The organism is Nonomuraea sp. B208 (assembly GCF_057536035.1).
Map to the genome: position 1 here is coordinate 24,136 of NZ_BAAJOU010000029.1, position 12,449 is coordinate 36,584.

The following is a 12,449-nucleotide window of genomic DNA, read 5'->3' on the forward strand; positions in this document are numbered from 1 at the left end:
GGGGAGCCGCCAGAGAGGACCCCAGACTGCATGAACACGCACTTCCGCCTGCGCCATGTGGACGCCGCCATCATCCGCGCCTCGCTGTTCACCCCGGCGCCCGGCCTTCCCCCTTTGCCGGATTTGACCGGCAACAGCCCCGCCCACGTGGCCGAGCAGGTGGCGTGGCTGCGCCGCATCTGGGCGGATGAGGCGTTCGCCGAGGCCGTCACCGTCGCCAGCCCCGACCTGGCCGACAGCGTGACCGACCTGCTGGCGGGCATGGCCCAGCACCCGCGCCGTATCCGGAAGGCGGCCGAATCCACGCTCCGCTACCTCCTGCGCGCCACCGGCCGCGCCACCCCGTTCGGCCTGTTCGCCGGGATCGCCCCGATACGGCTCGGCACCGCTGCCGCTCTGGAATGGGGGAGCCGTCACCGCGCCACTGCCCGCCCCGACGCCGCCTGGCTCGCCATGCTCATCGCCCACCTGGAAGCCCGCCCCGACCTGCGGCCCCACCTGCGCGTGGTGGCCAACACGCTCGCCCATCAGCGCGGCGACCGGCTCGTCATCCCGTGCCGCCTCCAGCCCGGCCACGCCACCCCTGCCGACGTGACGATCCGCAACAGCCCGGCAGCCCAGATGGTGATGCGGGCCGCCCGCGCGCCCATCACGATCGCCGAGTTGACACGGTCACTCGCCCACGAGCTGCCCGGCCACTCGGCGGCCGACATCGAGACGATGCTGGCCGCCCTGGTCGAGCATGGCGTCCTTATCAGCAGCCTGCGCCCGCCGATGAACGTCACCGACCCGCTGACCCATCTCATCACCCACCTGGCCGCCCTCGGTCCCGCCGCCTTGGACGTGCTGGGCCAGCTGCAGACCATCCGGGACGAGCTGGCCCTGCACGTCCACGCGGGCTCGCTCGAGGAGCGGCGCGCCCTGCGCACCTCGGCGACCAAACGGATGGCCGCCCTCCACGAGCCGGCAACGTTGGCCGTCGATCTGCGGCTCGACTGCCGTACGGTGCTGCCCGCCACGGTGACCCGTGAGGCGGAGGCTGCCGCCACCGCTCTGATCCGGCTAGCCCCGCACCCGTACGGCAACCCGTCCTGGCGGGCCTGGCACACCGCGTTCCTGCAGCGGTGGGGAATCGGCGCTGTCGTCCCGCTCGCCGACGTCGTCAACGCCGACACCGGGCTCGGCTATCCGGCCGGCTACCGCAGCTCGCCCGCCACCGCCCCCGCGCAGCCGCTCACCGACCGCGACCGGGCACTGCTGCGGCTCGCTCAGCGGGCCGCGCTCGACGGCAGCGACGTGGTGTTGGATGAGGAGCTCCTGGACGAGCTGGCCGCAGCCGGCGACGACATGCGCCCGCCGCTTCCGGTGCCGCACACCGAGCTGCGTTTCGCCGTGCACGCCGCCACCACCGGCGCGATCACCCGCGGCGACTTCACGCTCGTCGTCGTATCCGCCGCCCGCCAGGCCGGGACCACCGCAGGCCGGTTCCTGTCCCTGCTTGCGCCCGCCGACCGCGACCGCATGATGCGCGCGCTGGCCGCGCTGCCCACCCTTAGCCCCGGTGCCGTGCTCGCCCAGGTCTCCTGTCCGCCGCTGTCGCCGCGCGCGGCCAACCTCGCCCGCAGCCCTGCCATCGCGCTTGCGATCTCGCTCGGGGAACATCCAGACCCCGGGCTGGAACATCTGCCGGTGGAGGACTTGGCGGTCAGCGGCGACGCCCACCATCTGTTCCTGCTGTCCCTGTCCCGAGGGGAGATCGTGGAGCCGCTGGCCGTCAACGCGCTGGACTTCGGCCGCGCCACCCACCCTCACGTCCGGTTCCTGTGCGAGATCGCTACCGCCCGCGCCGCCTCCTGCGTTCCGTTCTCCTGGGGTGCCGCGAGCGGCCTGCCGTTCCTGCCGCGCGTCCGCTACCGCCGTACCGTCCTGCACCCGGCTACCTGGAAGCTGACGGCCGCCGACCTGCCCGCCCCCGCCACGGGGTGGCCGGCGTGGAAGCGGACGTGGACGGACCTGCGCGGCCGACACCGCATCCCCCGCCAGGTGTTCCTCGGCGACCGCGACGTCCGCCTGCGCCTAGACCTGGACGAGCCCGCCCACCTGGCCGTGCTCCGCGCCCACCTGGACCGCAACCAGGCCGCCACCCTGGCTGAGGCGCCCGATCGTGAGGCGTACGGCTGGGCCGGAGGCCGCGCCCACGAGATCGTCCTCCCGCTCGCCGCAGAGATCCCGCCTGCGCACCGTCCCGTCGTGCTCACGCCCGTGGCCGGTCCCCTGCGGCCGATCCACCACCCCGGGCACTCGCCCGGCGCATCCGCGTGGCTGTACGCCCGCCTGCACGCCCATCCCGACCGCCAGAGCGAGATCCTGACCGGCCATCTCCCCGACCTGCTCGCCTCCTGGCAGGAAGGCCCCGGCGACGGGTGGTGGTTCCTACGGCACCACACCCCCGACCACCACCTGCGGCTCCGGCTCCCTCTCCACGACCCGGGCCGGTACGGCGATGCCGCCCACCGCGTCGGGACCTGGGCCGATCGGCTACGTGAGCGCGGGCTGCTGAGCCGCCTGGTGTTCGACACCTACTACCCCGAGCCTGGCCGGTACGGGACGGGCGACGCCCTGCCGGCCGTAGAGGTGGTGTTCGCCGCCGACTCCGCCGCCGCGCTCGCCCAACTCACCGCGACCACGCCCGGCCAGCCGGACCTGGTCGTCGCGGTCACCGCGGCGAGCATCCTCGATGCAGCCGCCGCCTTCACCGGCAGCCTGGAGGCCGGTACGGCCTGGCTCACCACGCGCGTCCACCGCCACCCGGCCCCGCCCATCGACCGCGCCCTCCACGACGAGACGATGCGCCTGGCCAACCCGGCCGGCGACTGGGACGCCCTGCGGACGCTGCCCGGCGGCGACCACATCATCCAAGCCTGGCAGGCCCGCCAGCAGGCGCTGGCCTCCTACCGCGCCCGCCTGGCCGTCCAGCAGCCGAGCCCGGACGCGGTCCTGGCCGCCCTGCTGCACCTGCACCACGCCCGCATGGCCGGGCTCGACCCTGCGAGCGAACGGCTATGCCTGCGGCTGGCCCGCGCCGCTGTCCTCGCCCACCAGCACCGGACGAAGGGATAGACCGCCATCAACACCCCCGCCAGCGTCGCCGATCTGGCCACGCGCCTCGCAGACCCCGGCCGGACATCCGATCCGGACGGGCATCCCCAGTCGCTGTCGCGCGGGGCCGCCGGTGTTGCGCTGCTGCACATCGAACGCGCCGCCGCCGGCCTCAGCGGCTGGGACGCCGCCCACTCCTGGCTCACGACCGCCACCAGCGGCCCCCTCGCCGTGGGCCCGCAGGCCAGCCTGCTGTTCGGCGCGCCCGCCCTCGCCTACGCCCTGCACGGTGCCGCCGGCCCCGGCCGGTACGAGCATGCCCTGGATGCGCTGGACACCCAGGTCGGCCGCCTGACCCGGCGGCGCCTGGAACAAGCCCACGCCCGCATCGACCGCGGCGACCGCCCCGCCCTCGGCGAGTTCGATCTGTTCAAGGGCCTGACCGGGTTCGGCGCCCACCTGCTGCGCCGCCGCCCCGACGGCGCGCTGCTCACCCATGTGCTCGACTACCTCGTCCGGCTCAGCGAGCCTCTCGGTCCGGACGGGCTGCCCGGCTGGTGGACCGACGAGACCCCTACCGGGAATCGGGCGACCGGCGCCCGGGGCGGGCAGGGCAACCTCAGCATGGCGCACGGCATCTCCGGCTGCCTGGCGCTGTTGTCCCTGGCCGCCATCCAGGGGATCGTCGTGGACGGCCAGCTCGACGCGATCCGCCGCATCTGCGACTGGACCGACACCTGGCGGCAGGTCCACCCCTCCGGCCCGTGGTGGCCCGAGATCATCACCCTCGCCGAGACCCGCACCGGGCAGACGCGGCAGACCGAACCGGCCCGGCCATCTTGGTGCTATGGGACGCCGGGGCACGCGCGCGCGCAGCAGCTCGCCGGGATCGCCCTCGGCGACATCGACCGGCAGCGCCTCGCCGAGCACGCGCTACACGGCTGCCTGACCGACCCCGGCCAACTCGCCAAGATCACCGATCCCGGCCTGTGTCACGGATGGGCAGGTCTGATCCACACCTGCCGCCGTATCGCCGCCACAGCGCACACCACCCCTGCCCTGACCCGCCGCGTGAATGCCCTCACCGACCAGACCACCCCGCTGCCGCCCGTGCTGGAGCCCGGGTTCCTGAACGGCATGGTCGGGCTGGCGCTCACGCTGATCAGCCTGGCCGGCGGGCGCACCGCCACCGGCTGGGACGCCTGCCTCCTGCTCACCCCGCCCGAGACGAGGCCATGATGGGACAGGCAGCGCCGTGGCGGCAGATCTCCATCACCTTCGCCGACCGGCATTCCGCCGAGCAGCACGCCCTCACCCACCTGGCCCCTGTCCTGCAACGCCTCGACGCGGCCGAGCTGGTCACCTCCTGGTCCTTCATCCGGAAACATGCCTGGCGCATCCGGTACCTGCCGGCCGACGACGACCGCGCCGACCAGGCGCGCAAGCTCCTCCAGGAGGCCGCGAACGCCTTGCAGGAGGCCGGGCTGGTGTCGCGCTGTGCGGAGACGATCTACGAGCCCGAGACCGCTGCGTTCGGCGGCGATCACGGCATGACGGCCGCCCACAGCCTGTTCCACAGCGACAGCCGCCACATCATCGCCCACCTCGCCCACCTCGGCGAAGGCCCGGTCCGGCGACGGGAGCTGTCGGTGTTGTTGTGCACGGCGCTCATGCGAGCGGCCGGGCTGGACTGGTTCGAGCGGGGAGACGCCTGGGCGAAGGTCGTCGCACTGCGCCCGGCCAGGCAGAACGCCCCCGCCGACCAATGGGCGCCCTTCCAGGCTGCCGTCGAACGCCTCCTGGTCAGCGACATCAGCCCCGGCGGCGGCCTTCGTTCTGGTCCGATCGCCTTCGCCTCCGGCTGGGTATCCGGCTTCGAGGCTGCGGGGCGTACGCTGCGGGCCCTGGCCGAGGAGGGGCTGCTGGCCCGGGGACTTCGCGCCGTGCTCGCCCACCATGTGATCTTCCACTGGAACCGGGTCGGCCTGCCTGCCCTCGTACAGGCGAACCTTGCGCTGGCCGCGCAGAAGGTCGTGTTCGATTCCCAGAGGTCTACCCAGACGGGGGAGTAAGAAGGGAACGCGTGATGATTCAGGCAAGGTGCGTGCGCGAGGAGAAGAGAGTCTTCTCGGGCGGCGTCTGGGAGGACAAGTACGGCTACGCCAGGGCGGTGATCGCGGGCGACCGGGTCATCGTCTCCGGCTGCACCGCCACCGTCGACGGCGTGGTGCAGAATCTGGGCGACCCCTACCAGCAGAGCATGACCGCACTGGGCATCGCGCTGGAGGCGGTCCAGGTGGCCGGGCTGACCCGCGAGGACGTGGTAATGGTCCGCTACTACGTGGTGGAGCATCGCCATTTCGACCTGGTCGGGCGGGCCATCGCGGAGAGCTTTGGGCACGTGCGGCCCGCGTGCACCGGCGTGCGGGTGGCGGGGCTGGTTGACCTGGAGATGCTGGTCGAGATCGAGATTGAGGCGTTTCGGGGATGAGGACCGAATCATCCCCTCCCTGAACACGGTCGGCTGTCTCAGTCCCACAACTTGGGGCCACCGCAGTCTGTCAAAGACGAGGCCAACCTGCGCGCCCTGCTCCGCGCGACCACGCCTTAAAGCGGCCCAGTCTGACGCGGATCGGCAGGAGCCTGCGTCCTGGCCCCGGCCAAGGTGTGCCGCTTCGGGGTGATGCAGCGGACGGGCACGGACAGCTCGACCTCGATCCACTCCCACGCCGCCCCCAGCTCCACCAGCTCCGGCGGCACCGGCCGCCGCCACGGGCCACGCGACGTCAGGTAGAACTCCGGCTCGGTGAAGTACCGGTAGGCCGCGGTGGGCAGCGCCACCGGCACGCACCCCTCCTCGACCGCCTTGCCGAGCAGCTGCTCCCGCATGCGCCGCTCGACCATCTGCCGGAAGGGGGCGTCCTCCCACATCTGCCTGTGCAGGTTCGGCTCCGTGTGGTGGATCACGGTGTCGTGAGCGGCGAGCGCCGCGTCGACGATCCGGTGGACCAGGCCCGGGTCCAGGAACGCGGGCGTGCCCAGGTACAGGGCCTTGGTGGCGGCCTGGTAGGCGGCCTGGCTCATGCCGAGAGGCTCCTCATCGTGTTCGGCCGCACGTCCGCGAGGGGGCCGTGCAGGTTCGTGTAGCCGGGGCCGAACGTCGGCTCCAGCGCGGCCGCTGGCAACGCCGTCATGCCGAGTCGTACGGCGATCTGCAGGTCGGTCATGCGAGCGAGGATGATGCCCGCGGTCTCGGCGCGGTGGCGGGCTTGCGCCACCTGGACCTGCCGGAGCGACAGCATCCAGTAGGGCACCATCTCGGCCGCGTGGCCGCACTCGAACACCGTGACCGGCGTCTTGCCGGGCACGCGTACGCGGCCGCGGATCTCCTCCTCGCCGCACCCGGGGCAGCCGGGCGAGTCGTGCAAGTGCTCAAGGCCGTTCTCGTCGAGCACCACGCCGTGAACGTCCGCCAGGCCGATCTCTGTGAACGCGCTCGCGTCGCGCGGGTCGGTGCCGACCGGCGCCACCAACAGGCGCCCCCGGCCGAGGACAATGCTCATAGCCACTCCGTTCGGTGGCCGGGGTAGCTGAACCGGTACGGCGCGGCGGCCATCCGCAGCGTCCGGCATGGGTACGCGGTGCCGGAGGAGCATTCGCCGCAGACCAGCATCCGCTCAGGCGGGTTCTGGCGCGGCCCTGGCCCGGACTTGTGGACGATGATCTCCTTGGGGCCGTGCCACTTCATGAGCGCCACGTCCGCCTCCGTCCGGTGGGCGACGAACACCGGCCCGTCGCGGCCGGCCTGGTGGCTGATCGCCTCGCGCATCCACCGCGCGAAGGCTGAGGCGTTGTCGCGCACTTCCGGCGCGACCGGCGGCGGCTCCCAGGCGTAGCCGTGCTCCCCGCAGTTCCGGCACTCGCCGACGTGCGGAAACCCGGTCTCTTCCGGCGGCCCCCACCAGTCTGGCGTGACCGGCACCTGGTCGCCCGGGTCGTTGGTGAACCACACGCAGAACCGGTCCCCGAACTCGTCCACGTGCTTCACGTACGGCATCAGCGGTTCCCGCCGATCTGCTCGTCGGGCGCGTGCCGCATCACAGACACTTCCGGCCGTCGGCCAGGCCCTCGCGGGCGTCGGCGTCCAGGCAGGTGGGAGGCGCGTCCAACGGGGCTTCGTCCCAGTGGAAACCGCACGACGTGCAGTGCCGGGCGAGCCGCTCCGACCTGGCCACGTCCACGAGCACGTCAGGGTTCCACGGCAGGACGAGTGGGCCGCGCGCCGGCCGAAATTGGAGGGTCGCGCCGACCCATCCGCACTTCGGGCAGGTGGGCTCCAGGCCGCTGAACGGCGGCAGCGCCGCCGCCGCGGCAACGCCGGGGGATTCGGTCATGGGGATTGCGCTTCCTCTCGCTGCAGGGGCGAGAGGAAGCTAGACCATCAGATCGTTAACGTCGTATCAGCAGGTCAGGGCATGGGGACGGGCGTGCACGGCTCGTTCTCTGCGTCCGCGAAGAGGCGCATGCACCTGCGGCAGTTCAAGGCGAGCACATCGAGCTCCGTGCCGGCGGGCTGCTCGATCGACGGCGTCTCGCCGAGGGCGGCGGCCGCGATCATGTCGCGGATCTGCTCGTCGGTCACTGGGACGATGGTGGCTGCCTGCCACTGGTGCGCGTAGTCCGCGCTGGTGTTCTCGGTCATGGGGCGAGTCTGGCCATCAGGAGGAGTTAGTGTCTCCCCCTGGTGGCCAGAGATCATCCGCCCGGGACAGTCGAGCGGCTGCGTCGCACGGCGCCCGGCAGGGGCACCGGGGCGGGGGTGTCCAGCTTGTCCACGGCCGCGCGGCGCGTCCGCTCCGGCCGCCGGTCGTACTTCGCCGTGGTGGCCGGGGAAGAGTGCCCGACGAGGGCCTGCGCGGTGGCCAGGTCTACCCCGGCATCCAGCAGTTCACCGATGAAGGTGCGCCGAAAGTCGTGCGCGCGGGGCGCCTCGTCCAACCCGGCCTGGGCGGAGCGCTCGCCGAGCACGTTGCTGACCGTGCGGGCGTCCATGAACGCGATCCGGCCGTGCTGGTCGCGGCGGATGTGCCTGCCGCGCGGGGTGAACGGCGCGAACAGGCCGCCCGGGTCGCGGCGGCGGACGGTCAGCCACGCCTCGATCCGGCCGACCGCGCTGGCCGTCAGGTACACCATGCGCTCCTTGCTCCGCTTGCCCCTGATCCTCAGGGAGCGGGCCGCAGGGTCGTAGTCGGCCAGGGCGACCCCGGCGAGCTCGAACCGGCGCACGCCGGTCGAGTACAGGGCGGCGATCATCGCCGCGTCCCGCAGCGCCACCCGCCGCAGTTCCTCCCGCTTCACCGGATCCTCCACGTCCGGAGGGTCAAGGTCGGCGTCGCAGGCGGCCATCAGCGCGCCGACCCGCTCGATCGGCAGATGCCCGCCGGCGGGCAGGGTGCTGCCCTCGAACTGGTCGACGCGCTGGGCGCGGTCGCGCTCGTCGGCGGTCATGAGCCCGAGAAGCCACGCCCGGTCGAGGACCTGGCGCAGCGCCACCACGTGCTTGTTCCGGTAGGCGATCGACCAGGGCTCGCGGGCACCGTCCTTCTTCCGGCTGGTTGCCTGACCGATGAGGGCGCGGATGCGCTGGGTGTGCTCGGCCCGCAGCAGATGCCACCTGACCGACTCTCCGGTGATGGCGAGTACGGCCTTGTGCTTCTTCCCTGTGGCGGGGTCGATGCCGGCGGGCTCCTGGTCGGCCATGAGGCGGGCGATCCGGTCGAGGCAGCCCTGCATGGTGCGGCGTGACTCGGCACCGTCCAGGCTGTCGAGGTAGGCCCAGTACGGGTTGCGCTGCCGATCGTCGGCCGCCACCACGGCGGGCAGCGTCTCCGCGCCCGCCGTGGTCATCACCTCGGGCAGGTTGTCACTCACTGCGGGCCTTCGGCGTCGACGGGCTGGACGTGGGTGAGGGCGATACAGCTTCCTTCGCCGTCCACCCACACAACGGGGGTGTGCCCGCTGAGCACGACGGCCGCGGTGCGGGTCCGGCTCAGCTTCCCTGCGCCGTGGCGGTCGAAGGTCCAGTAGCGGACGGGAGTACCGACCGGCACCGTGGCGTTCCACTTCTCGACCGCGCCCTGCCGCTCCTGCTGCCGCGCCTGCTCCAGCGCCTCGGCCACGGCCTCGTGCGCATCCACCTGAACGTCGGCCATGTGCGCGTCGAACTGCTCCAACACCGCAGGGTCGTCCCACGGCGGGGTGGCCCTCATGGTGCTGCAGGAGCAGGTGCCGGACTTGAGGTCTCGCCCGGCCTGGGCGGACGCGACCGGGTCGAGGTCGAGCAGCAGCCGGTGGGCCTTGAGGTCCACGAGCGGGTCGTCGGTGTAGTGCGGCAGGTCGGTCACAGTGTCTCCTCCTTCGGCGTCTCGTGGGGGCTGATCTCCACCCACACGCTGTACTCGACGGGACTCACCCAGTTGCCGCCGTGTTCCTCCACGACGACGTTCACCGACACCGGCACCTCGACCAGGGCGGGCGCGTCGTGAGCGTCGTTCTCGACATGCACGGTCCGTCCATCCACGATCACGTCGCCGACCAGGAGATCGGTGTAGTCGGGCGGCAGATCATCTGAGGCGTCCCGGCATTCCGGATCGGAGCACGACAGGGCCGGCCTCTCCTCGGGGTGCAGCTCCAGCACCCACAGGTGACTGCCGCCGTTGCGCGCCAGGCAGGCGATGCGGGCCTGCTTGGCGATTTCGGCCTGAAGACCTTCGATGTGGTAGTTGAACTCCCACCTGACCGACTGCTTGTGCCATGGTGGCGTGGGCTGCATGCCGCCGCACGAGCAGGTGCCGATGTGCAGCGGAACCTCGGCCTGGGCGGACGCCTCCGTGTCGAGCTGCATGACGAGGTCGTGGCCGGGGTGCTCCAGCAGATCGTTGGGCCCGAACTTCCATTCGGCGGGGCCACGCTCGGGGCTGGGCTGGATCGTCCACGTGACGGGGGCCGCCCCGTCTCGGACGGGGCGGCCGTTGGTGTCCATCAGGGCGTTGCTCCGTTGATCGCGGTGAGCATGGCCGTCTTGAGCTTGTCGAGGCGGGTCGGGCCGAACTGCGCGATCTGGATGAGCGCGAGTTCGGTCCAGCCCATCAGGTCGCCGAGCGTTGTGATCGACGGGTCGGCCTTCTCCAGGGGCTTCCAGACGTGGAAGGTCAGGTCGGGCAGGTCCTTGATCGGGTAGTCCTCGGGCAGGCCCGACGCGAGGGCCGCACCGACGATTTCGGGAGTGCTGTGCCAGACGGTGGCACGGACCACCTCATCAGGGGTGGGGCGGAAATCGGTGTTCATTCGGGTTCCACCTGTCCGGATGCGATGAGGGCGATGGGGCTGCCGGGCTCGGCGGCCTGGTAGATGGCCACGAGGCGGTCGATGACCTCGTGTGGGGTGTCGATCGGCAGGCACAGGGCGGCGGCGTTGATGGCGTTCCCCACCTCACCGGTCATCCGGGCGAGGACGTTCCGGGTGAGGTGCGGGTCCATGTGCGGGGCGGGAAGGTCCACGACCACGTACGGGGAGCCGGGGCCGTAGATGTCGCAGGCGATGTGCTCGGCGAGCTTCCAGCGGAGGAAGTCGCCGTTCTTGGTCCAGGACGGGGTGCGTTCCCAAGCGGGGTGCGCGTCCAGGCGGGTGATCAGTTCATCCCGGTTGGCGTCGGTCCGGACGAAGGTGACGACCTCGCTCATCGGACGTCACCGTTCTTGGCGGCGTTGGCGGCGAAGATCTCGGCATCAACCTCCATGACGGCGTCGCGCCACCGCTGGTACGCCTCTTCTTCGCCGATCAGGGCCCACATGCGGACGTACTCGTCGGGGAAGCGCTGCGCTTCCATGAGCTCGCCAACGCTCTCGCCTTCGTTGAGGCGCTGGCGCACGATCGGGATCAGCGTCGGCAGCGTGGTGGCGGCGGTCGGCGGCTCGTGGGGCACCTTGGGGTCGTAGGCGACGATCTCCCACTTGGAGCCCTCGGGCAGGGTGATGTGCTCGGCGGCCTTGTCCAGGGTGGCGATCCACGTGGGGGCGTAGTCGGCGGGGATCGGGCCGAGGCGGACAGTGTCGTACCCCGGCTTGGTGATCACGACAGCGACGGGAGCGACCGGGGTGCGCAGCTTCTCGGTGATGGCGGCCTCCTGGGCGGCGAGGATCTCCTGTTGGGCGGCGACGATCTCGCCGGGCGGGCGGGCTTCCAGTTCGGCGTCGATGCGCGCACGCACGCCGGGCACGTGCGTGGTCACCGTGTAGTCGGTCTTGAGGAGCCGGTGGATCAGCAGGAGATCGGCGGCGGTGGCCGCGTAGAAGGGGCGTTCCGGCTGCTCGGGTGGCGGGTTCAGGATGGCCGCGTTCAAGGCACGGTAGTGGTCGGCCTCGTCGCGGAAGCTGGTCACGATGCGCTCGATGTGCCGCAGTTCGCGGTGGGCCACCCGGAACGCCTCTGCTGCGTCGCCGTGGTCCTCGACGCTGATTTCGCCGTCGCTGCCCCAGTTGTCGCCGTTGATCTGGTGGAGCAGGCGGGCGGCGGAGTGCAGGCTGCTGGTCGCGTCCTCCAGGAGGGCCAGGAGGTCCACGGCCCTGACGAAGTGGTTGCCGAAGTGGTCGGCGTGGGCGCGGGCGTCGTCGCGCTCCTGCTCGGTGATCGTCATCGGGCGACCTCCTGCCCGGTCGCCACGGCGTGGACGCGGGTGGGGGTGAAGGCGGGCCGGACGGTGCCCGGCTTGTGGTCGCTGGCCAGGTTGGCGATCTCGACCAGGCGGCGCACGGCCTCACCGGGCGTGCCGGTCGGCAGGCCAAGAGTGAGGGCGTTGATCTCGATTGCGGCCTGGGCGCACATCTCGCGGTCTTCCTCGGCGTAGCGGGGATCGGTGTCGGCAGGCGGGATCTGGACGCGGTAGGCGAGGGTGTCCTTGCCGTCCCAGCCGTAGAACCATCCGGCGGCACCTCGCGCGAGGAGCGTCCACCGAGAATGGGCGTCCAAGTAGGCGACGAGGGCGGGGCGGTCGGCGTCGAACGACACGAAGGTGTCCGTTGGCTGCATGCTTGGGTCCTTTACTACTTCCTGGGGCTTGTGTCGCGCGGCGAGCCCGGGACCGCTCCCGGTCTTGCCGCTGGACAAGATCATAGCGGTTTTATGGGCGGGAATCGACATTCCCGGTAATAAAAAACGGGGCTGTTGAGCAACATGTACATCCTGGACTTCCTGTGCGGGCTGTCCAGATTCCCGTAAGGTGGAGGCATCCACCAAGCCACAACCCTTGACCGGCACAGAGCGACCCGGTCACCCACGGGAGCGACAACCGC

16 protein-coding genes are annotated in these 12,449 nt (G+C 71.5%); 4 read left to right on the forward strand and 12 right to left on the reverse strand.

What is annotated here, in order from left to right; genetic code table 11:
* Nucleotides 1-30: 30 nt before the first annotated feature.
* The 4 genes from AC27IY_RS40965 to AC27IY_RS40980 all read left to right on the forward strand — a co-directional run bounded on the left by AC27IY_RS40965 (nt 31) and on the right by AC27IY_RS40980 (nt 5,590).
* Nucleotides 31-3,120, forward strand: coding sequence for a lantibiotic dehydratase (locus AC27IY_RS40965; RefSeq protein ID WP_487181258.1), 3,090 nt, complete (start codon nt 31-33; stop codon nt 3,118-3,120).
* 93 nt (nt 3,121-3,213) lie between these two features.
* Nucleotides 3,214-4,338 carry a lanthionine synthetase C family protein gene (locus AC27IY_RS40970; RefSeq protein WP_487181388.1) on the forward strand — a complete coding sequence of 375 codons (1,125 nt, stop codon included), beginning with the start codon at nt 3,214-3,216 and terminating at the stop codon, nt 4,336-4,338.
* Nucleotides 4,335-5,171 carry a thiopeptide-type bacteriocin biosynthesis protein gene (locus tag AC27IY_RS40975; RefSeq protein WP_487181259.1) on the forward strand — a complete coding sequence of 279 codons (837 nt, stop codon included), beginning with the start codon at nt 4,335-4,337 and terminating at the stop codon, nt 5,169-5,171. Before AC27IY_RS40970 ends, AC27IY_RS40975 begins: the two co-directional genes overlap by 4 nt.
* 14 nt (nt 5,172-5,185) lie before the next feature.
* A complete protein-coding gene (locus AC27IY_RS40980; RefSeq protein WP_487181390.1) occupies nt 5,186-5,590 on the forward strand; it encodes a Rid family hydrolase in 405 nt (134 codons plus the stop codon).
* A 116-nt stretch (nt 5,591-5,706) separates the two neighbouring features.
* On the opposite strand, the gene AC27IY_RS40985 is transcribed toward AC27IY_RS40980, so the two are convergent.
* The 12 genes from AC27IY_RS40985 to AC27IY_RS41040 form a co-directional block, all read right to left on the reverse strand.
* Nucleotides 5,707-6,183 carry a hypothetical protein gene (locus AC27IY_RS40985; RefSeq protein ID WP_487181260.1) on the reverse strand — a complete coding sequence of 159 codons (477 nt, stop codon included), beginning with the start codon at nt 6,181-6,183 and terminating at the stop codon, nt 5,707-5,709.
* Nucleotides 6,180-6,662: a hypothetical protein gene (locus AC27IY_RS40990; protein ID WP_487181261.1), complete on the reverse strand. Its 483-nt coding sequence runs from the start codon at nt 6,660-6,662 to the stop codon at nt 6,180-6,182. The genes AC27IY_RS40985 and AC27IY_RS40990 overlap by 4 nt, the downstream gene beginning before the upstream one ends.
* Entirely contained in the window at nt 6,659-7,156 is a 498-nt protein-coding gene (locus AC27IY_RS40995; protein ID WP_487181262.1) for a hypothetical protein, read from the reverse strand. Before AC27IY_RS40995 ends, AC27IY_RS40990 begins: the two co-directional genes overlap by 4 nt.
* A 40-nt stretch (nt 7,157-7,196) precedes the next feature.
* Nucleotides 7,197-7,493 carry a hypothetical protein gene (locus tag AC27IY_RS41000; RefSeq protein WP_487181263.1) on the reverse strand — a complete coding sequence of 99 codons (297 nt, stop codon included), beginning with the start codon at nt 7,491-7,493 and terminating at the stop codon, nt 7,197-7,199.
* A gap of 74 nt (nt 7,494-7,567) precedes the next feature.
* Entirely contained in the window at nt 7,568-7,801 is a 234-nt protein-coding gene (locus tag AC27IY_RS41005) for a hypothetical protein (RefSeq protein ID WP_487181264.1), read from the reverse strand.
* A 53-nt stretch (nt 7,802-7,854) separates the two neighbouring features.
* Nucleotides 7,855-9,030 (reverse strand): tyrosine-type recombinase/integrase, encoded by a 1,176-nt coding sequence (locus tag AC27IY_RS41010; protein ID WP_487181265.1) that lies wholly within the window; start codon nt 9,028-9,030, stop codon nt 7,855-7,857.
* On the reverse strand, nt 9,027-9,503 hold the full coding sequence (locus AC27IY_RS41015) for a hypothetical protein (RefSeq protein ID WP_487181266.1): 477 nt from the start codon (nt 9,501-9,503) through the stop codon (nt 9,027-9,029). Before AC27IY_RS41015 ends, AC27IY_RS41010 begins: the two co-directional genes overlap by 4 nt.
* A complete protein-coding gene (locus AC27IY_RS41020) occupies nt 9,500-10,141 on the reverse strand; it encodes a hypothetical protein (protein ID WP_487181267.1) in 642 nt (213 codons plus the stop codon). The genes AC27IY_RS41015 and AC27IY_RS41020 overlap by 4 nt, the downstream gene beginning before the upstream one ends.
* Nucleotides 10,141-10,446: a hypothetical protein gene (locus AC27IY_RS41025; protein ID WP_487181268.1), complete on the reverse strand. Its 306-nt coding sequence runs from the start codon at nt 10,444-10,446 to the stop codon at nt 10,141-10,143. The genes AC27IY_RS41020 and AC27IY_RS41025 overlap by 1 nt, the downstream gene beginning before the upstream one ends.
* Nucleotides 10,443-10,841: a hypothetical protein gene (locus AC27IY_RS41030; RefSeq protein WP_487181269.1), complete on the reverse strand. Its 399-nt coding sequence runs from the start codon at nt 10,839-10,841 to the stop codon at nt 10,443-10,445. The genes AC27IY_RS41025 and AC27IY_RS41030 overlap by 4 nt, the downstream gene beginning before the upstream one ends.
* A complete protein-coding gene (locus AC27IY_RS41035; protein ID WP_487181270.1) occupies nt 10,838-11,794 on the reverse strand; it encodes a hypothetical protein in 957 nt (318 codons plus the stop codon). The genes AC27IY_RS41030 and AC27IY_RS41035 overlap by 4 nt, the downstream gene beginning before the upstream one ends.
* On the reverse strand, nt 11,791-12,186 hold the full coding sequence (locus AC27IY_RS41040) for a hypothetical protein (protein WP_487181271.1): 396 nt from the start codon (nt 12,184-12,186) through the stop codon (nt 11,791-11,793). Before AC27IY_RS41040 ends, AC27IY_RS41035 begins: the two co-directional genes overlap by 4 nt.
* Nucleotides 12,187-12,449: the final 263 nt, after the last annotated feature.

Bases quoted from the DNA above. Each gene is read 5' to 3' on its own strand.
- AC27IY_RS40990 (WP_487181261.1), bottom strand. From the start codon at position 6,662: ATGAGCATTGTCCTCGGCCGGGGGCGCCTGTTGGTGGCGCCGGTCGGC.
- AC27IY_RS40980 (WP_487181390.1), top strand. From the start codon at position 5,186: ATGATTCAGGCAAGGTGCGTGCGCGAGGAGAAGAGAGTCTTCTCGGGC.
- AC27IY_RS41030 (WP_487181269.1), bottom strand. From the start codon at position 10,841: ATGAGCGAGGTCGTCACCTTCGTCCGGACCGACGCCAACCGGGATGAA.
- AC27IY_RS40975 (WP_487181259.1), top strand. From the start codon at position 4,335: ATGATGGGACAGGCAGCGCCGTGGCGGCAGATCTCCATCACCTTCGCC.
- AC27IY_RS40995 (WP_487181262.1), bottom strand. From the start codon at position 7,156: ATGCCGTACGTGAAGCACGTGGACGAGTTCGGGGACCGGTTCTGCGTG.
- AC27IY_RS41020 (WP_487181267.1), bottom strand. From the start codon at position 10,141: ATGGACACCAACGGCCGCCCCGTCCGAGACGGGGCGGCCCCCGTCACG.
- AC27IY_RS41025 (WP_487181268.1), bottom strand. From the start codon at position 10,446: ATGAACACCGATTTCCGCCCCACCCCTGATGAGGTGGTCCGTGCCACC.
- AC27IY_RS41005 (WP_487181264.1), bottom strand. From the start codon at position 7,801: ATGACCGAGAACACCAGCGCGGACTACGCGCACCAGTGGCAGGCAGCC.
- AC27IY_RS41000 (WP_487181263.1), bottom strand. From the start codon at position 7,493: ATGACCGAATCCCCCGGCGTTGCCGCGGCGGCGGCGCTGCCGCCGTTC.
- AC27IY_RS41035 (WP_487181270.1), bottom strand. From the start codon at position 11,794: ATGACGATCACCGAGCAGGAGCGCGACGACGCCCGCGCCCACGCCGAC.
- AC27IY_RS40985 (WP_487181260.1), bottom strand. From the start codon at position 6,183: ATGAGCCAGGCCGCCTACCAGGCCGCCACCAAGGCCCTGTACCTGGGC.
- AC27IY_RS40965 (WP_487181258.1), top strand. From the start codon at position 31: ATGAACACGCACTTCCGCCTGCGCCATGTGGACGCCGCCATCATCCGC.
- AC27IY_RS41040 (WP_487181271.1), bottom strand. From the start codon at position 12,186: ATGCAGCCAACGGACACCTTCGTGTCGTTCGACGCCGACCGCCCCGCC.